Origin of the sequence: Nonomuraea sp. NPDC004580 (genome assembly GCF_040609855.1) — a bacterium.
Lineage (GTDB): Bacteria > Actinomycetota > Actinomycetes > Streptosporangiales > Streptosporangiaceae > Nonomuraea > Nonomuraea salmonea.
This window is the reverse complement of record NZ_JBEXLH010000081.1, coordinates 16153-33624: the sequence shown is the minus strand read 5'-3', so window position 1 is coordinate 33624 and position 17472 is coordinate 16153. Positions and strand designations below refer to the sequence as shown.

General features: G+C 72.5%; 13 protein-coding genes and 1 pseudogene. 6 read left to right on the top strand and 8 right to left on the bottom strand.

Features of this window, described 5'->3' with window-relative positions:
• Positions 1-363: pseudogene (locus ABZW11_RS42105) on the top strand (hypothetical protein); the annotation flags it as partial.
• Here the strand turns inward: ABZW11_RS42105 and ABZW11_RS42100 are convergent.
• Positions 360-1436: a terpene synthase family protein gene (locus ABZW11_RS42100; protein ID WP_355430682.1), complete on the bottom strand. Its 1077-nt coding sequence runs from the start codon at positions 1434-1436 to the stop codon at positions 360-362. The pseudogene ABZW11_RS42105 and the gene ABZW11_RS42100 sit on opposite strands and share 4 nt — an antisense overlap.
• Before the next feature lie 249 nt (positions 1437-1685).
• Between ABZW11_RS42100 and ABZW11_RS42095 the strand changes: the two genes are divergently transcribed.
• Genes ABZW11_RS42095 through ABZW11_RS42080 form a run of 4 tightly spaced genes read left to right on the top strand, consistent with a single transcriptional unit; the run spans position 1686 to position 5458 of the window.
• A complete protein-coding gene (locus tag ABZW11_RS42095; RefSeq protein WP_355430679.1) occupies positions 1686-4097 on the top strand; it encodes a nitrate- and nitrite sensing domain-containing protein in 2412 nt (803 codons plus the stop codon).
• The gene (locus tag ABZW11_RS42090) at positions 4094-4513 is read left to right on the top strand and encodes a roadblock/LC7 domain-containing protein (RefSeq protein WP_345386804.1); all 420 of its coding nucleotides are present in this window, start codon (positions 4094-4096) and stop codon (positions 4511-4513) included. The genes ABZW11_RS42095 and ABZW11_RS42090 overlap by 4 nt, the downstream gene beginning before the upstream one ends.
• Positions 4510-4890 (top strand): DUF742 domain-containing protein, encoded by a 381-nt coding sequence (locus ABZW11_RS42085; protein WP_345386806.1) that lies wholly within the window; start codon positions 4510-4512, stop codon positions 4888-4890. The genes ABZW11_RS42090 and ABZW11_RS42085 overlap by 4 nt, the downstream gene beginning before the upstream one ends.
• On the top strand, positions 4871-5458 hold the full coding sequence (locus ABZW11_RS42080) for an ATP/GTP-binding protein (protein WP_345386809.1): 588 nt from the start codon (positions 4871-4873) through the stop codon (positions 5456-5458). The genes ABZW11_RS42085 and ABZW11_RS42080 overlap by 20 nt, the downstream gene beginning before the upstream one ends.
• A gap of 150 nt (positions 5459-5608) precedes the next feature.
• On the opposite strand, the gene ABZW11_RS42075 is transcribed toward ABZW11_RS42080, so the two are convergent.
• The 7 genes from ABZW11_RS42075 to ABZW11_RS42045 form a co-directional block, all read right to left on the bottom strand.
• Positions 5609-6322: a TioE family transcriptional regulator gene (locus tag ABZW11_RS42075; RefSeq protein ID WP_355430677.1), complete on the bottom strand. Its 714-nt coding sequence runs from the start codon at positions 6320-6322 to the stop codon at positions 5609-5611.
• Between the two features lie 197 nt (positions 6323-6519).
• The gene (locus tag ABZW11_RS42070) at positions 6520-8448 is read right to left on the bottom strand and encodes a hypothetical protein (RefSeq protein WP_355430674.1); all 1929 of its coding nucleotides are present in this window, start codon (positions 8446-8448) and stop codon (positions 6520-6522) included.
• Positions 8445-10991 (bottom strand): glycoside hydrolase family 38 C-terminal domain-containing protein, encoded by a 2547-nt coding sequence (locus tag ABZW11_RS42065; RefSeq protein ID WP_355430671.1) that lies wholly within the window; start codon positions 10989-10991, stop codon positions 8445-8447. The genes ABZW11_RS42070 and ABZW11_RS42065 overlap by 4 nt, the downstream gene beginning before the upstream one ends.
• A 29-nt stretch (positions 10992-11020) precedes the next feature.
• Entirely contained in the window at positions 11021-11605 is a 585-nt protein-coding gene (locus ABZW11_RS42060; RefSeq protein ID WP_355430668.1) for an SIS domain-containing protein, read from the bottom strand.
• A gap of 93 nt (positions 11606-11698) precedes the next feature.
• On the bottom strand, positions 11699-12652 hold the full coding sequence (locus ABZW11_RS42055) for an ROK family protein (RefSeq protein ID WP_355430665.1): 954 nt from the start codon (positions 12650-12652) through the stop codon (positions 11699-11701).
• Positions 12653-12805: 153 nt separating this feature from the next.
• A complete protein-coding gene (locus ABZW11_RS42050) occupies positions 12806-13849 on the bottom strand; it encodes a LacI family DNA-binding transcriptional regulator (protein WP_355430662.1) in 1044 nt (347 codons plus the stop codon).
• Entirely contained in the window at positions 13846-15687 is a 1842-nt protein-coding gene (locus ABZW11_RS42045; protein ID WP_355430659.1) for an MBL fold metallo-hydrolase, read from the bottom strand. Before ABZW11_RS42045 ends, ABZW11_RS42050 begins: the two co-directional genes overlap by 4 nt.
• Before the next feature lie 38 nt (positions 15688-15725).
• On the opposite strand from ABZW11_RS42045, the gene ABZW11_RS42040 reads away from it, so the two are divergent.
• Positions 15726-17456 (top strand): beta-N-acetylglucosaminidase domain-containing protein, encoded by a 1731-nt coding sequence (locus ABZW11_RS42040; protein ID WP_355430656.1) that lies wholly within the window; start codon positions 15726-15728, stop codon positions 17454-17456.
• Positions 17457-17472 lie beyond the last annotated feature (16 nt).

Here is a 17472-nt window from a genome sequence, read left to right as displayed (position 1 = left end):
GCCGCGGCGCCGGCCGTGGCGGAGGCCGTGGTGGAGGCCGTGGCGGAGGCCGTGGCGGAGGCCGTGGCGGAGGCGGCCGAGTGGGTGCTGGCCACCCAGCGGCCCGACGGGTCGTGGGGCCGCTGGGAGGGCACCGCGGAGGAGACCGCGTACGCCATGCAGGTGCTGCTGCTGACCGAGGGGCGGGCCGATCCGCGGCGCGTCGCCGCGGCGGACCGGGGGCTCGCCTACCTGGCGGGCGCGACGGGCGGCGAGCACCCGCCGCTCTGGCACGACAAGGACCTCTACGCGCCGTTCGCCATCACCCGCGCGGCGATCATCGCCTCGTCGTACCTGGCGACGCGGACGGCCGTGGTGTCCTAGCCGTGCGACTCCGACCTGGCGTCCTCGGCCAGCTCGCGCACGGTGTAGGCGTGCGTGTCCCTGGCCATGTACCAGGCGCCGTTGAACGCGACGCTCCTGCGCTGTCCCTCGACGACGCCGGCCAGCTCGGCGGGCAGCCGCCGCAGCTCGGCGTCGAACGCGGCGTTCAGCTCGGCGATGTGCGCGCTCACCCGCTCCACGGCGGCCTCCGTGCCCGTCCCCGCGCGTTCGAGGATGAGCACGGAGTTCGGCTTGCCCTCGCGCCGCTCGCGCTCGAACGTCCTGAGGTCGTTGGCCAGGCGCATGCACTCCGCGCCGAGCGCGGTGGCCGGCTCGATCGCGGCCCAGTGCTCGGTACGGGCCGGCTCCGGGCCGCAGACGCCCAGGGCGGCCGCCCACCAGGTGCGGTAGAGGATGGTCAGGCCGCCGTTGGCGAGATAACGGTCGTAGCCGGGCCACGGCTCGCCGCCGATCGCCCACCGGCGCTCCAGCGCCATGGCGGTGCCGGCCAGGTCGAGCTGCCCGAGCAGCGAGGGGGTGTGCGCGGCGGCGCCAGGGTGGGCACGGAAGCGCGCGCACCACGCCCGCCACGCGCTCAGGGCGGCCGCCATCGGGCCGGCGTCTCCAGTGGCGCCACCGGGCCCGGAGCCGGGCTCAGGGCCGGGCTCAGGGCTGGGCTCGGAGCCGGACAGGACGCCTTTGATGCGGCCGAAGAACGCGTCCACGTCGGCGTCGGACCAGTCGCCTGCGACGCTGTCGGCGATATCGTCCATGCCGAACAGGACCGCGGTCAGCGCGCCCAGGTCGGCGATCTGGTCGCGGGTGGCGGAGGGGAAGGTGGCGGCGGCGGACAGGCAGCTGAAGGCGAGCCTGCTGGAGGCGCTGTCGCCGTCGGCGAACAGGGTGGTGTGGGGGCGCAGCAACCGGTCGGCCTCCGGCACGGCGTCGAGCGCCGCCGCCAGAACGGCCGCACGGTCGCGCTCGGGCACCCCGGCGAGCTGATGGGAGGCTTTGAGCAGGCGATCCGCGAGGTCGTTGCGAATGTCGAAGTATGCGGAGGAAGGGTCACTCACCCGCGCAGGATATCCATTTTGCACTATTTCTGACTAAATCTGTCAAAAATCGGATATTTGTGCGCAAAGGGTTTGGAGTTGCTTGAGGGGCACTTTGTCCTGCGCTACAGTTTCGTGATCGACACCGACCGTTGCCACCGCCGAGCGAGCTGGTGGCCAGCACTCGATTAACACTTTCTCAGGGTGGGTAAAATGGGCTTCCGCAATACGAGACTGCGGACCAAAGTCACGGCTCTGCTACTCTCCCTGGTGGCGCTGTGGGTCTTCGCGGCATGGGTCACTCTACGCGAGGGCGTCAACCTCCTGTGGGTCACCCAGGTCAATGACAGCGTGGTCGATCCCAGTGAGCCTCTGCTCGTCGAGTTGCAGAAGGAGCGCCGGATCTCGGCCGTCCACCTGAGCGATCCCACCTCACGTTCCCGCAAGGACCTCGAGGCCCAGCGCAAGCGCTCCGACGGCACGCTCGCCACCTTCAAAGGAGCCGCCACCGCCACGCTCGTCGGCTGGGCCACCGACGAGGAGAGCTCCGAGCGGCTCAACGAGGTCTTCCGCCGCCTCGACACGATCAAGCAGACCCGCCAGGCCGTCGATGCCGGCCGGCTGAACCGGGTGTCGACCACCGACGCCTACAGCGAGGTCATCGACTCGATCTACAACCTCTACGGCGCCCTGGCCACGCTCGACGACAAGGTCCTGGCCAGTGACATCCGTAACCTGCTCGCGCTGAGCCGGGCCCGCGACATCATCTCCAAGGAGGACGCGCTGCTGTCCGGCGCGCTGGTCAACGGGCGGCTCTCGGCCTCCGAGCACGCGCAGTTCGTCGCCACGACCGGCGCATGGAAGGTGGTGGCCGACCAGGCCGGCGCCGAGCTGTCGGACTACGACCAGGGCGAGTACGAGAAGGTCATCAACGGCCAGTCGTTCACCCGGCTGCGCAACCTGGAGACGCTCGTCGCCGAGCAGGGCCCCGACACCGGCAGCGTGCCGTTCAGCGCCTCGACCTGGCGCCAGGCCACCGACCGCGCGCTCAACGACCTCAACACGATGGTCCTCGGCGCCGGTGACCGCCTGGTCGACCGCTCGGTCCCGGTCGCCGTCAACGTCATCGTCCGGCTGGTCCTGGCCGGTGGTCTCGGCCTGATCGCGGTCATCGCCTCGATCATCCTGTCGATCACCACCGCGCGTTCCCTGTTCGCCCAGCTGCAGAAGCTGCGCGACGCCGCGCACGAGCTGTCCGACGACCGCCTGCCGAGCGTCGTCGAGCGCATCGGCCGCGGTGAGAAGGTCGACGTCGCCAGAGAGGCCCCCGCGCTCGACTTCGGTGACGACGAGATCGGGCAGGTGGGCCAGGCGTTCAACACCGTGCAGCGCACCGCCATCGCCGTCGCCGCCGAGCAGGCCGAGCTGCGCCGCAGCATCCGCGACATCCTGCTCAGCCTGGCCCGCAGGACGCAGGGCCTGGTGCACCGCCAGCTGACCGTCCTCGACGTGATGGAGCGCCGCGAGACCGACCCGGAGGAGCTGAAGGAGCTGTTCCGGCTCGACCACCTGGCCATCCGGATGCGGCGCAACGCCGAGAACCTCATCGTCCTGTCCGGCTCGTCCCCCGCCCGTACGTGGCGCCGCTCGGTCCCCATGGTGGACGTCGTCCGCGGCGCCCTGGCCGAGGTCGAGGACTACACCCGCGTCTCGCTGATGCCCATGGGCGACGTGGTGCTGGCCGGCCGGGCCGTCGGTGACGTCATCCACCTGCTCGCCGAGCTGATCGAGAACGCCGTGTCGTTCTCGCCGCCCTACACCAACGTGCAGGTCAGCGGCCAGCTCGTGGCCAACGGCTACGTCATCGAGATCGAGGACCGCGGGCTCGGCATGAAGCCCGAGGACCTCGACGCGGCCAACGAGCGCATCGCCGACCCGCCGGAGTTCCGCCTCTCCGGCACCGCCCAGCTGGGCCTCTACGTGGTCAGCCAGCTCGCCAAGCGGCACGACATCCAGGTGGTGCTCAAGTCGTCCCCGTACGGCGGCACGACCGTCGTGGTGCTGCTGCCGCAGGAGCTCGTCCAGCTCGACCCCTCACCCGAGCCCCGCGACGACGGCCGCGAGCGGCTGCCCCGCCGGCAACCCGGGCGCGAGAACGGCAGGGAGAGCGGCAGGGAGAGCGGCAGGGAGGCGGGCGTCGCCACGGCGGCCAGGCCGATGGCGGAGAACGTCCGCACGCTCAAGTCGGCGCGGTCGGCCGCCCCGCTCGCGGCCCCCACCCCCGTGCGCGAGGTCAAGGAGCCCCGCAAGGCGCCCGAGCCCGCGACCAGGCCGGAGCCCCTGAGCAGGCCCGAGCCCGTGGCCAGGCCCGAGCGCGTGAGCAGGCCCGTCCGCGAGCCCGCGCCCGCCGCAGAACCACCCCGGACCGAAACGCCGGCCGATCCGGAGCAGCAATCCGTGACCGAGTTCACACCGTCGGGGCTGCCCTTCCGGGTGCCCCAGGCCAACCTGGCGCCAGCGCTGCGTGACGAGACCCCCACGCAGCCCGACATCGAGGAGGACGATGACGAGCGATCGCCGGAGGAGATCCGCGCGATGATGGGATCCCTGCAGTCAGGCACCCGTCTCGGCCGCTCCGACGCGGCCAAGATGCTGGATGAGCACACGGGAGGTGAGGAATGAGTCCCACGGCGGGCACCGACCTCAACTGGCTGCTCGACGACCTCGTCGGCCGCATCAAGGATGCGGAGCACGCCATCGTGCTGTCGTCCGACGGACTGCTGATGGCCTCGTCGGCCGCGTTGCAGCGCACCGACGGCGAGCACCTGTCAGCCGTCGCCTCCGGGCTCCAGAGCCTGGCCAAGGGCGTCTCCGACCACATCTCAGGCGGCCAGGTCAGGCAGACGGTCGTCGAGTGGAAGAGCCAGTTCCTCATCGTGACGACCGCCGGTGAGCGGGCCTGCCTCGCCGTCCTGTGCGGGCAGCACGCCGACATCGGCCTGGTGGCGTACGAGATGGCGATGCTGGTCGCCCGGGTGGGCCAATATCTCACCTCCGGCGCCCGCAACGCCGAGGCCGCCGCCAGGAGCGACCGGTGAGAGCCCCGGACGGCGAGCCCACGGACGAACACTGGGTGGATCCGGAGATCATCCGCCCCTACGTCGTGACCCGTGGCCGTACCCAGCCTGCCCACGGCAGGTTCGACCTGATCTCCATGGCCCTGGCGGTGGGCCCGCCGCCCGGGCCCGACGCCGGGCTGGACCCCGAGCACCTGCGCATCCTGCAGCTCTGCCGCGAGCCCAAGTCCGTCGCCGAGATCGCCGCCTACCTGGATCTGCCGGCCGGCACGATCCGGGTGCTGCTCGGTGACCTGTTCGATCGCGAACTCGTCTCTGCCCAGGAACCCCGATCCGAGGTGGACATGCACGACATGAAGATGTACAGGGCGGTGCTCGATGGCCTTCGCTCGCTCTGAGCGTCCGCGCCTCCCGACGGCGATCAAGATCCTGATCGCGGGCGGCTTCGGCGCGGGCAAGACGACGATGGTGGGCGCGGTCTCCGAGACCCGGCCGTTGCGCACCGAGGAGGTGCTGACCGATCGCGGCATCGGCGTCGACGACCTCACCTCGGTGGAGGCCAAGCGCACCACCACCGTGGCGATGGACTTCGGCCGCATCACGCTCGGCAACGACTACGTCCTGTACCTGTTCGGCACGCCCGGCCAGGAGCGGTTCTGGTTCGTGTGGGACGAGCTGGCCGAGGGCTCGCTGGGCGCGGTGATCCTGGCCGACACCCGGCGGCTCGCCGACTGCTTCCCCTCGGTCGACTACTTCGAGCGGCGGGGCACGCCGTTCGTGGTGGCGGTCAACTGCTTCGAGGGCGCGCCGACGTTCGAGCTGGAAGAGGTGCGCCTCGCGCTGCAGCTCGGGCCCGACGTGCCGATCATCATGTGCGACGCGCGCAAGCGCGACTCCAGCCGTGAGGTGCTGATCACGCTGGTCAAGCACTCGGCCCGGCTCCGCGCCGAACCGGTCGGCAGCTGACCTACCCCGACGGCCCCCACCGGCCCCGGTCGGCCCCTGGTTCAGGCCCGTTCCGCCGGCCCGCTCGGCGGACCCGGCCGCTGCGTCCGCCCGTTCGCGTCGCGGGTGGGCTCAGTGGGCGGGCTCAGTGGGTGGGCTCAGTGGGTGGGCTCAGCGGGTGGGTTTCTCCAGGTGGCCGGTCAGGTAGGCGTCGAGCGCGGCGGCGCCTTTGATCATCGCGCGGCCGCGGGCCGAGAGGCGGCCGCGCCACTCCTGCAGGGCGCTCTCCAGCGGCTCCTGACCGCCCGCCGCCCGGACCTGGGCGATCAGCGGGGCGATCTGCTCCAGCAGGTAGCCGCCGCGCCTGAGCTGGTGGGCGAGGCGGGCGTCGCGGACGTCGGCCCCCGTGTAGACGCGGTAGCCCGTACGCGGGTCGCGGCCCGGCTGCACCAGCCCCGCGCGCTCCCACTTGCGCAGGGTGGCGGGACGGATGCCGAGCTTCCTGGCCAGCGGGCCGATGAACGTCACCCCTGACTCGACCGGCTTGGCGGGCGCCAGCGCGCGCAGCGCCTCCTCCACCGCCTGAAGGGTGCGGCGGTCGTCGAGGAGCTGGGCGTGGCTCTCGTCGATCAGCTTCAGCGCCGCGTCCGTCTCGCCCCTGTTGGCCGCCTGCATGATCGCGGTGGCCGTGCGGTGGCCGTGGGCGGGGATCAGCGCGATGAACGCCGCCAGGGCCTGGGCGTGGCGCTCGGTGTAGGCCCGGTAGCCGCTCTCCGTGCGGGCGGCCGGGGGCAGGATGCCGGCGTCCTCGTAGTTGCGCACCGCCTGCGTGGACAGGCCGTGCCGCCGGGCCAGGTCCACCGGCCGCAGTCGGCCACCGGGCATCGACGCCACCTCGCCACGTTTGACGGTGCCGCACCGCCATGCGGCGCGGCACCGGGTCAGAGCTTCAACGGAAGTCCAACCCTACCGTCGAGCGAGCGGAGGCCGGGAGCGCCGGACTCCCTGAGTCGGGTGGGCGTCCGGCGCCGGGCGGACATCGGGCGTCGGGCGGGCGTCGGGGGGTCGCCGGTCGGCCGGCGTCAGGCGGGCGTCGCGCGGTAGGCGTCACCCGGCTTGGCGGCGAGGACCTGTTCGCAGGCCAGCAGCAGCACTCCGGCGCTCCAGGCGTGCGACAGCGTCAGGTACATGCCCTTCGGCTGGAAGCAGTCCGTCTGGTAGTAGCGTTCGGTGATCATGCCACGGTAGGCGTTGAGGTCGCCGTCGGCCGCGGGGAGGAGCTGGCGGAAGCAGTCGAGGGTCTCCTGGGCCCGCTCCGCGTAGTACGGATCCCCCAGCGCCTCCGACAGCTCGGCCAGCTCCGCCGTGCACACCAGCCCGTACGCGTGCAGGTGCTGGTTGGACGGCGACGCCTGGTCGGCGCCCCGGGTGGCGAAGCCGTACACGCCGAGCGGGGTGCGCGGCCCGAAGCGCACGTTGTAGGTGTAGCGGAAGGTGAGCATCCAGTCGGCGGCCCGGCGGGCGAGGTCGAGCCAGCGGGCCGCGCCGGTGCGCCGGTGCAGCGCCATGTACGCCATCACCGCCGCGTACCCGTCCTCGGAGGTGGGCGCGAGGTCCACGTCCTCGGGCGCGCCGTAGATGAACTCGTCCTCGGCGAACCTGGCGTAGTACTCCCCCGCCCGCTCGGCCGCCCGCAGGTCGCCGGGGTCGCCGGACTCGGCGAGCGCGGCCACCCAGGTCAGGCCGGACGCGCCCGACCACGACAGCACCTCTCCGGTGACGGCGTGGTGCAGGGTGCCGAGGTTGCCGTCGGGGCGCTGGCGGGCGACCATGACGTCCAGGTTGGAGCGGGCGGCGGCCGCCCACTCGGCGTTCGGCCGCAGGCGCAGCGCGCGCAGCAGGAACAGGGTGGCCTCGCCGAGCGTGCGCGCGTGCAGGGCGCCCTTGACCGGGCTCCAGCTCTGCGCCCAGCCGGTCTTGCGGTACCAGGTGCCCCAGAACGTCCCGGACGGCGACAGGTTGGCGCAGATGAAGCCGATGACGCGCTCGGCGGCGGCGACGTGCTCGGGACGTCCGGTGCGCAGGCCGTGCTCCAGGAGCGCCGCCGCCCACGGGATGCCGCTCACCCAGCCGACGTGCATGGCCTGCCGGTCCACCCGCTGACCGTCACCGCCGCTCACCTCCCTGTCGAACCCGACGGTCTCCAGCAGCACGCCGGGGTCGGGGTCGTAGTGCCAGCGGTAGAGGCCCTCGGCGGCGATGTCGGCGGCGGTGGTGACGTCCTCCCACGGCTCGATCGGCGCATCGGGCAGCCTCAGGTCGCGGTCCTCGCGCAGCAGCGGCGCGTACGCGTGCCGGTCGGCCGGCAGCGGCGCTGTGGCGAGCGTCAGCGTGCGCGCGTCGCCCGGCTGCCAGACGTGGGTGGCGGCCTGGGCGGGGAGCGGGTCCGCCGAGCCGTAGTAGGTGACCGGGTGCTCCCGGTATGGGAACAGCAGCGCGGCCGTCGCCCGCCCGTCGTCGTAGGAGAGCTCCAGGCCGGTGATGCCGAGCGGCGAGACCTCGTCGGCGATCAGCGCCGCGCCGCCGTCGTCGCCCCACACCAGGACGGCGGGGGTGGCGGCCCGGTCGGCGCGGAAGCCCCACGACGCCGAGACCATCTCGTCGGGACGGTCGGCGCCCGGCTCGAAGCGGGGGAAGACGCGGTGGCAGGCCGCCGGCCGGTTCTCGCCGTAGAACAGGCCGGGGATCAGCCACCACGGCTCGTCCTGCGACGGGACCGACCTGCTGACGCGCACGGTCGCGGCGGCGGGCTCGGCGCCGTCGTACCGGACGTCGAGCCGAAGCTCGCGCCGCCCGCTCGCCAGCCGCTCACCCCAGCCGTACGCGAGCGTGAACGGCCCCGCACCCAGCACCTCGACCCGCACCTCTCCCCCATCGGGGACGGCGATCAGGCTTGAGACGCCCGGGGCCGGCGGCCCCGCCGCTCCGGCGGGGCCGGCAGCGCTCGTCACCACGGCTCCACGGTGAACGCGCCCTTGCGGGTCTCCAGTTCCACCAGGTCGGTCTCCACCGCCGAGATCGGGTCGTCCAGCGGGATGCGGAACGTGCGGATCTGGCTGGGGCCGAAGTCGGCGGTGAGCCGGATGCCGGCGACCGGGATGTTCAGCGTCGCCGTCCCGGGCCGGCCGGTGGTCTCGACGGCCCTGACCACCAGGTCGCGCGGCGCGTCCTCGTGCAGCTTGACGGCGGTGACCATCACCTGGCCGCCGCCGTCGTCCAGGTAGCCGCGCGAGCCGGGCAGCAGACCGTCGTGGAAGCTCTCCAGCATGGCCCGCACCGGCGAGCCGAGCAGCGCCGCGCGCCGGGTCAGCCCGGCCGCGCGCCAGTCGCCGGCGTGCGGCACCAGCAGGTACGAGAACCGCTGCACGCCCTGGTCCTGGAAGGAGTAGAAGCCGTCGGGGTCGAGCAGCCGGGGGTCGTGCCAGGAGTAGACCGGGCTGCGCACGGCGGTGATGCCGATGCTGTGGCTGCGGCCCGGCCCGGGAGGGGCGACGTCGTAGCCGTGCTTGGCGTTGTTGACCACGGCGAGGCCCGCACGGGTGCCGTTGACCGAGCCCGACAGGTCCACCCACGACTGCGCCGGCTCCTCGGCCCCGTCGATGGGCCTGGTGAGGTGGGCGAACGGGATCTCGTACGTCGCCACCGGGCTCTCCAGGCCGACCGGGAAGCGCAGCTTCATCAGGTGCGCCTGCTCCCGCCAGTCGAGCGTGACCCGCACCTCGACCGCGTCGTCGTCACCCGCGCCGAGGATGAACTCCTCGGCCATGGTGGAGCGGCCCCACTCGCGCTCGACGCGGATGCGGGCGCGCAGCGGCCCGTGCTCGCGCAGCACGATGTCGGTGACGGCCATGGGCCGGCCCGGCCAGTCGTAGGAGACGACGCGGTGGCCCCACGTGTCGGTGGGGTCCTCGCAGATCTGCGTGTGCTCGCCGGACGCGCCGGCCACGAGGTCCACGCCGGTGCGCTTGTCGACCAGGCTGGACAGCCAGCCGGTGACCGGGTCGAGCTCCAGGCGCAGCACGTCGTTCTCGAGGTGGTGCTCCGACGCCTGCAGGGTGCCGCCGGGGTTCATGCCGGGGCCCTGGCGCAGCCGGTAGAGGCGGTAGCCCAGCGGCGGCAGCTCGGCCTTGAACACGGTGGCGCCGCGGCCCTTGTCGTCGGTGGTCGCCACGGACTGGGTGCGCTGGCACGGCACGTCCGCGCCGTCCGCGTCCACGACGTGCACGCCGTTGGGCGCGACGCCGTACTGCAGCTCGACGCGGGTGCTGACCGGCCACGGGTGCGGGTTGAACACGATCACCGGCTGGGTGCCGGTCTCCTCGGGCACCTGCACGTCGCGGGCGATCACGTTGTGCGCCCTGGTGATGATGCGCTTGGAGATGGCGACGGCCTCGCCGAGCTGGTCGCGGGCGTCGTCGTAGGCGGGCTCGATGGCCGAGCCGGGCAGCACGTCGTGGAACTGGTTGAACAGCACCTGCTTCCAGGCCCGCTCCAGGTCGGCGCGGGCGTCGTGGCCGGCGATCGCCGCCCACCGCTCGGCCGACAGCACCGCCGCCTGGGCGCGGCGCTGCCACGCCTTGATGCCGGAGTGCGAGGAGTAGCAGCCGGCCGCGTGGTGCTGCAGGTCGTCGCGCCACACGGGCAGCTCGGCCAGGCCCTGCTCGCCGAGCCGCTTGACCATCTCGTCGAAGTAGCGGCGCGGCGAGGACAGGGTCAGTTCGCCGTACGTGCCCATGCGGTCGTAGCGGTGGATGGACTCGATGTTGGCCTTGGTGGGGCCGCCGCCGTGGTTGCCCACGCCGTAGAAGATCATCAGGTCGCCGAGCGAGCGGTCGAGCTGGGCGAGCGCCTTCTCGGTCTGGCCGCCGACGTCACCGGGCGGGCTGCAGTATTCGAACGGGATGCGGTACGCCAGCACGCGGCTGCCGTCCGGCGCCTCCCACCAGAACATCGTGCCGGGCAGCTCGCTCTCGTGCGGTCCGGGGCGCAGGAAGGTGTAGGAGTCCATGCCCTGGCCGCGCAGGATGGCGGGCAGCATGGCGTTGTGGCCGAACGGGTCGACGTTCATGCCTACCGTGGCGGTGACGCCGAACTTCTCCTTGAGGTAGCGCTGGCCGTACAGGCCCTGGCGGACGAACGACTCGCCCGAGGGCATGTTGCAGTCGGGCTCCACCCACCAGCCGCCGGTCATCACCCAGCGGCCCTCGGCCACCTTCTCCTGGATCCTGGCGAACAGCTCGGGGTCGGACTCCTCCACCCACGAGAGCAGCACGACCTGGTCGCAGGTGAAGACGAAGTCGGGGTATTCGTCCATGCGGTGGATCGCCGACCAGAACGTGGCCCGCGCCTCCTGGTAGCCCTCCTGCCACGGCCACAGCCACACCGGGTCGAGATGGGCGTTGCCGATCATGTGCAGGGTGCGGCCCGGGGTGGCCACCGGACGGGGTGCCCGGGGCAGGTCGCGCGGCTGGGCGCCGGAGGGCGCGTTCGCCATGGGGGCACGCGGCCTGGAGGGACGCCTGGTCATGCGGCCGCCCAAGCGTCGACCTTGTCGCTGATCATGTGCAGCATCAGTGTGTGGATCTCCTGGATGCGCGGGGTCTCGGTGCTGGGGGCGAGGAGGAGGTGGTCGGCGTACGCGGCGGCCTTGCCACCGTCGCCGCCGCCGAAGAGTACCGTCACCGCCCCATTGGTCTGTGCGGCCTGCAGGGCGCCGACCACGTTCGGGGAGTTTCCGCTGGTGGTGAAGGCGGCCACCACGTCGCCCCGCCTGGCCAGCGCCTGGACCTGGCGGGCGAAGACGTCGTCGTAGACGTAGTCGTTGGCGATGCAGGTCATGACCGTGGCGTCGGTGGTGAGCGTCACGGCGGGCAGCGGGCGGCGGTCGCGGCGGTAGTGGCCGATCAGCTCGCCGGTCAGGTGCTGGGCGTCGGCCGCGCTGCCGCCGTTGCCCACCGTGTAGAGGGTGCCGCCCCGGGTGAAGGTCTCGATGAGCAGGTCCGCGGTGGCTTCGACGGCGGGCAGCAGCGCGGCCATGCCGCGCGCGGCGGCGAGATGGCCATCGACGTGCTGCGCCAGCAGCTCGGGCATGGGAGATACGTCGGGCATTTGGTCTTTCCTGGTGCTAGGTCTGTGCAGTTCGGGCACCGTCGGAGCGAGGGCCTGTGGTTGCGTCTGGGGGGCCTTCGCCTTGGGTGCGCGTCAGCGGGCGGTGCCGGTGACGAGGTCGTGGGCGACGGCGCCGGCGCCGACCACGCACACGCCGGCGCCGAGCGTGGCGAGCTCGATGCGCGCGCTGCGGGCGGCCGGCGGCATGGCGTCTCTGGCGACCGCCGCGGCCACGGGGTCGAGGAGCCGGGCGCCGGAACGGGTGACGCCGCCGCCGAGCACGACGAGCTCCGGCTCGAACGCGTTCACCAGGTCGGTGAGCGCGCTGCCCAGAGCCCATGTGGTCTCGTCCCAGATCTCGGCCGCGAGCGGGTCGCCTGCCTCGGCGGCGCGGGAGACGTCCTCGGCGGTCGGTCGTTCGATGGCGGACAGGGACGAGGTGCGGCCGGCGGCCAGCGCCTCCCTGGCGCGCTCGGCAATGGAGGTGCCGGACGCGTACGCCTCCAGGCAGCCCATCCGGCCGCACGAGCAGCGGCGACCGCCCGGGCGCACCATGACGTGGCCCAGCTCGCCGCCGTTGCCGGCCGCGCCGCGGTGGAGCCGGCCGCCGATGACCGAGCCGCCGCCGACGCCCGTGGAGATCGTCAGGTAGAGCATGGTGCTGGTGCCGCGTCCAGCGCCGTAACGGAACTCGCCCAGCGCGGCGGCCGTGGCATCGTTCTCAAGGACCGCGGGGAGGCCGTACGCCTCCGTGGCCAGTGCGCAGATCGGGATGTCGACCCAGCCCGGGAGGTGCGGCGGGCACTCCAGCACGCCGGTCACCGTGTTCAGCGGCCCGCCGCAGGAGATGCCCACGGCGGCCACCTCGGGCAGGCCGGCCTCCGCGATCGCCTTCCTGCCCAGGTCGAACAGCCTGGTCAGGACGGCTCGCGGCCCCTCCTCCCGGTGGGTGGGGGCGAGCTGCCAGCCGTGGATCAGGCCATCGCCTGTGACCACGCCCGCGGCGAGTTTGGTGCCGCCGATGTCGAGCGACAGAACGGGGGGCAAATCGTGCTCCATTGGGCCTCCGGCTGGGAACGACTGACGCACATGTCTATGACATCGTTCCCACATCGGATCCTAGGGCGAGTTTTCCCCGCGGGTCAACGCACGCCACGGGAGAAATGTCAGAACGCAGGGGTCGCGAAGGTGGATGCGGCGTCAGAGGGCCGGGGGGTGGGTGGTGGATTCGCGTTCGATGAGGTGGACGTTCAGCACCGTGGTGACCGAGTCGGACTCGGGCATCTCGATGCGTTCGTGCAGCCGGCGCACGGCCGTCGCGCCCAGGTTGAAGGTGTCCTGGGAGACGGCGGTGACCTGGGGCGAGACCATGCTCATCCAGGGCGCGTCGTCGAAGGCGACCAGGCTGATGTCGCTCGGCACGGCGAGGCCGCGTTCGCGGATGGCCCGCCAGACGCCCTCGGCGAGCACGTTGTTGGCGGCGAACACGGCGGTGGGACGGTCGGGGCCGCTCAGCATGTCGAGGGCCCGGCGGCGGGAGTCGGCGACGTCCCAGCCGGAGGAGACGACCAGTTCGGGGTCGACGGTGATGCCCCCGGCCGTCAGCGCCTCGAGGTAGCCCTGGTAGCGCTCGTAGCCGGTGGTCCAGTCGGTCTCGTCGATGAACAGCGCGATGCGGCGGTGGCCCAGCTTGACGAGGTGGGCGGTGGCCGTACGGGCGCCGACGCGGTTGCCGACCACGACCCCGTCGGTCGAGCCGGCCGCGAACTGGCGGTCCACCTCGACGACCGGGATGCCGTGGGAGGACAGGTAGGTGGACACGGCGGAGGAGTTGGGGGTCACGATCACCCCGGCCACCCTGAGCGCGACGAGCGCCTCTGCGGCCTCGCTCTCGGTCTCGCCGGACAGGCTGGTGTCGGCCAGCACCATGGTGTAGCCGCGCTCACGGGCGGCGCTGCTGGCCCCGGCGGCCAGCTCGGCGTAGAACGGGTTGCGCAGATCGCTCACCAGCACCCCGACCGACCGGCTGACCTGCTGCTTGAGCGTGCGGGCCATGACGTCGGGCACGTAGCCGAGCTCCTCGGCGGCGCGCAGCACGCGTTCGCGTACGTCGCTGGCCGCGTAGCCGCGCCCGGTGAGCGCCCGGGAGACGGTGGAGCGTGAGACGCCCGCGGCCTCGGCGACGTCTTTGATCGTGGGACGGCGGGAACGGCTGACGGGGGTGCTGCGCCGTTCTACGGTCATCGGTTCCCTTCCACGACCACGTCGACCAGCGCCTCGGCGTGCTGTCCGAGGCGCAGGTCGCCGATGGTCAGATCGACTGCCAGGCGTACGCGGCGGCGCGGCTCCGCGGGCGCGCCGAGCCGCAGATGCACCTGCTCCATACCCCCTCCGGGCAGCCTAAGCGTCAAAGATCCGGGCTCGCGCAGCCAGCCGGGCGGCACCACAGGCTCGATGGTGGCCACGGCCTTGTCCGGCCACGGGTTGCGCACGGTGGCCGTCAGCGTGATCTCGCCCCCCGCGGGGACGCTCGTATAGTACGGCGTCAGGCGGCACAGCACCCCGTCGGCACCGAGATCCAACCGCCCGGACGGGAGCAGGTCGTGGTGCAGCGCGACCAGCTCCTCACCTCGTTCGGTCAGCATGTGCAGGTAGTCGTCGTCCACCCAGCGGGGGCGCCAGTGGCCGCTGACCATGAGGTCGGGGCGCAGCCGGTGGTAGAGCGCGGCGCTCTTCCGGTAGTCCTCGATCCGGAACCTATTCTTGTACTGAAAATTCAGGATTTCCTGTCGTTCGCCCGGAACGCCCAATCCGTCCTGCTGGTCGCCGGTCACCAGCACCCGGTGCCCGTCCACCTCGAACGCGTACGCCGCCGCGAACATCGTGTGCCCGGGCAGGTCGTGGACCGTGATCTCGTACTCCCGCCACCGCACGCTCTCCCCCAGCCCCAGCACCCGGTCGGCCGGGATGGGGTCGAACCACGTGCACGGCAGGTCGTGGTGGAGCGGCGTGGCCAGGACGGGCGCGATGTGGGAAGGTGCCCAGATCTCCGTGCCCTCGACGTCGCGCAGCAGCGGCATGCCGGCCACGTGGTCGTCGTGGTAGTGGGTCGGCACGGCCACCTCGACGGCGGTGACGCCGTAGTGCTCGCGCAGCGCGGGCAGCGAGGCCAGCCAGGGCCGCCGCGCCTCGCGCGCGGTGCTCTTCACGAGGCCCGTGCACATGTCGTAGCCGAAGTCGAAGATCATGGCCGCGCCCGACTCCGACAGCAGCACGTAGCTGTAGGACTGGCTGCTCCTGTTCATCAGCAGGTGCGGCGTGACCTCGATGAACGGGTTCTCCAGCAGGCCGCGCACGTCCCAGGGGCGCGGGCGGCGGAAGTCGACGTACCGCTGCATGGCGGACGAGAGCCTGGACAGCGCGTCGGCGGGGTCGCTCATCGGGTCGCCGTGCGAGGGCAGCAGCACGTCGAGGTCCTCGCGCTGGAGCAGCTCGGCGCTGACGACCACCATGGCGGGGCCCTCGTTCTCGGTGTACGACCACTGGGTGGCGGCCAGCGACCACACCTTGCCGGGCGCGTAGATCAGGTCGCCGGTGAAGGCCGTCCTGCCGACGACGTACGTGACCGAGCCGGGCGTGTGGCCGGGGGTGGGCAGCACGCGTACGTCCACCCCGCCGTATCGGGCCGTCCGATATTCGGGCACCACACTGGTGATCTCGACCGGCTCCAGCAGCGAGAACCGGTCGTCGCGCAGGTCGTAGTCGTTGGAGATCTGGCGGCCCGACCACAGCTCGTCGACCTTGTCGAACAGGTCGCGCTCGACCGGCGGCACGCGGATCGCGACGCCCGCCCCGGCCGCCCGATGCAGCCCCTGCACCTGGTCGCGGTGGTGGTGGGTGACCAGCACATCGGTGATGCGGTCGAGGCCGAGCTCGCCCAGCAGGTCGAGCACCCGGCCGGAACCGAAGTCGATCGCGATGCCGGTGCGCGGCTCTCCCGGCTCGCCCGGGGCCTTGATGACGTAGACGTTGCAGGTGTCCTCGACGCGGAGCACCCCGGGCGTGACTTCGGTTACTTCCATACCCACGGGCCAGGAGTCTATCCGGTATCGTTCCCACAATGGATGCCCTGGAGTGGATTGTTCCCTGTCCGAAAAAGGCCACCATCGGTAGCGAACATCTGGTTCTGAACGCCTGCCGGATCACGGGCGACCCCGCCGCCGTACGCGCCGTCGCGGCCCTCACCACCGCCCTGGGCGACGCGGCAGCCGCCTCCCTCACCATCGACGTACGCCTGGACGCCGAGTTGCCGCCCGAGGGCTACACGCTGAGCGCGGGGCCGTCCGGCGTGCTGATCACCGGCGCCGACCCTGCCGGGGCGTTCTACGGCGCGCAGACCCTCCTCGCGCTGGCCGCCGCACCCTGCGAGACGCATGAGCGGTGCGTGCCGGAGTGCGACGTGCGCGACTGGCCCGACCTGCCGCTCCGGGGCACGATCGAGGGCTTCTACGGCGCTCCGTGGAGCCACGCCGAGCGCATGGAGCACCTGCGCTTCTCCGGGCGGCACAAGCTCAACACCTACGTGTACGCGCCCAAGGACGACCCCTTCCACCGGGAGCGGTGGCGGGAGCCGTACCCGGAGGAGGAGCTGGCCAGGCTCGGCGAGCTGGTCGCGGCGGCGGCGGCGCAGCACGTCAGGTTCGTCTTCGCACTCAGCCCCGGACTGTCGATGGTCCACAGCGACCCGGCCGAGCGGGCGGCGCTGCGCGCCAAGGCCGAGCAGGTGTGGGAGGTCGGCGTCAGGGAGTACGCGCTGCTCTTCGACGACATCCCGCCCGAGCTGGGTCACGAGCCCGACAAGGCGGTGTTCGGCACGGCTGAGGGCGCTAGCGCGAGCGCCCACGCGGCGGTGTGCCGCGACTTCGCCGAGCACTTCCTCGCCCCCCACGGCGCCGACCGGCCGCTGACCATGGTGCCCACCGACTACGCGGGCACCGCGCGCTCGGCCTACCGCGACCGGCTGGCGGCCGAGCTGCCCGCCGACGTGCTGGTCTGGTGGACCGGGTCCGACATCGTCGTGGGCGCGATCTCCGCCGACGACATGCGGGCCGCGGCGGCCTCCTACGGGCATCGGGTGGCGTTGTGGGACAACTTCCCCGTCAACGACTTCGACTTCGCCCGGGTCTTCCTCGGGCCGCTGACCGGGCGCTCGACGGAGCTGGACGGCGTGCCCCTCGAAGGCATCACCGCCAACCCCATGGTGGAGGCGGCGGCCTCCCGCATCGCGCTGACCACGGTGGCCGACTACGCCTGGCACCTGGCGGCGTACGACCCGGCGCGCTCGCATGAGCGCGCGGTACGCCTGGTGCCCGGCGCGACCGACCTGCTGCCTTTGGTGGAGGCTTGTTCCTCCTGGCCCCCGAGCGCCGACCAAAGTCCCGAACTGACCGCCCTGTGCGAGGCCGTCCTGGAAGACGGGGCTGCGCCGGAAGGCGGGGCTGCGCCGGAAGGCGGGGCTGCGCCGGAAGGCGGGGCTGCGCCGGGCAGCGGTGCCGCGCCGGAAGGCGGGGCCGGTGAGCGGCTGCGGGCCGAGCTGGACCGGCTGGCCACGCTGCCCGCCGACGCGCCGGGTGCGCTGGCACGTGAGCTGGCCCGCTGGGTGGCGGCCGCCCACGACATGGCCGCCGCCGGCCTGGCCGCCCTCGACCTCCTGGAGGGCGTCGAAGGCCGCACGCCTGCCCAGGTGACCGAGGCGCTGACCCGCGCCGAGGCCCACGAGGCGAACGTCCTGCGCCGCGTCATCCCGCCCTTCGTCCGCCAGATCCTGAACCGCGCCGGCACGCCGTCCTGACACACGAACGCCCGCT

Excerpts from the sequence above, each read along its gene's own strand:
- ABZW11_RS42090 (WP_345386804.1), top strand. The coding sequence starts at position 4,094 with ATGAGTCCCACGGCGGGCACCGACCTCAACTGGCTGCTCGACGACCTC.
- ABZW11_RS42080 (WP_345386809.1), top strand. The coding sequence starts at position 4,871 with ATGGCCTTCGCTCGCTCTGAGCGTCCGCGCCTCCCGACGGCGATCAAG.
- ABZW11_RS42075 (WP_355430677.1), bottom strand. The coding sequence starts at position 6,322 with ATGCCCGGTGGCCGACTGCGGCCGGTGGACCTGGCCCGGCGGCACGGC.
- ABZW11_RS42065 (WP_355430671.1), bottom strand. The coding sequence starts at position 10,991 with ATGGCGAACGCGCCCTCCGGCGCCCAGCCGCGCGACCTGCCCCGGGCA.
- ABZW11_RS42060 (WP_355430668.1), bottom strand. The coding sequence starts at position 11,605 with ATGCCCGACGTATCTCCCATGCCCGAGCTGCTGGCGCAGCACGTCGAT.
- ABZW11_RS42050 (WP_355430662.1), bottom strand. The coding sequence starts at position 13,849 with ATGACCGTAGAACGGCGCAGCACCCCCGTCAGCCGTTCCCGCCGTCCC.
- ABZW11_RS42045 (WP_355430659.1), bottom strand. The coding sequence starts at position 15,687 with ATGGAAGTAACCGAAGTCACGCCCGGGGTGCTCCGCGTCGAGGACACC.
- ABZW11_RS42040 (WP_355430656.1), top strand. The coding sequence starts at position 15,726 with ATGGATGCCCTGGAGTGGATTGTTCCCTGTCCGAAAAAGGCCACCATC.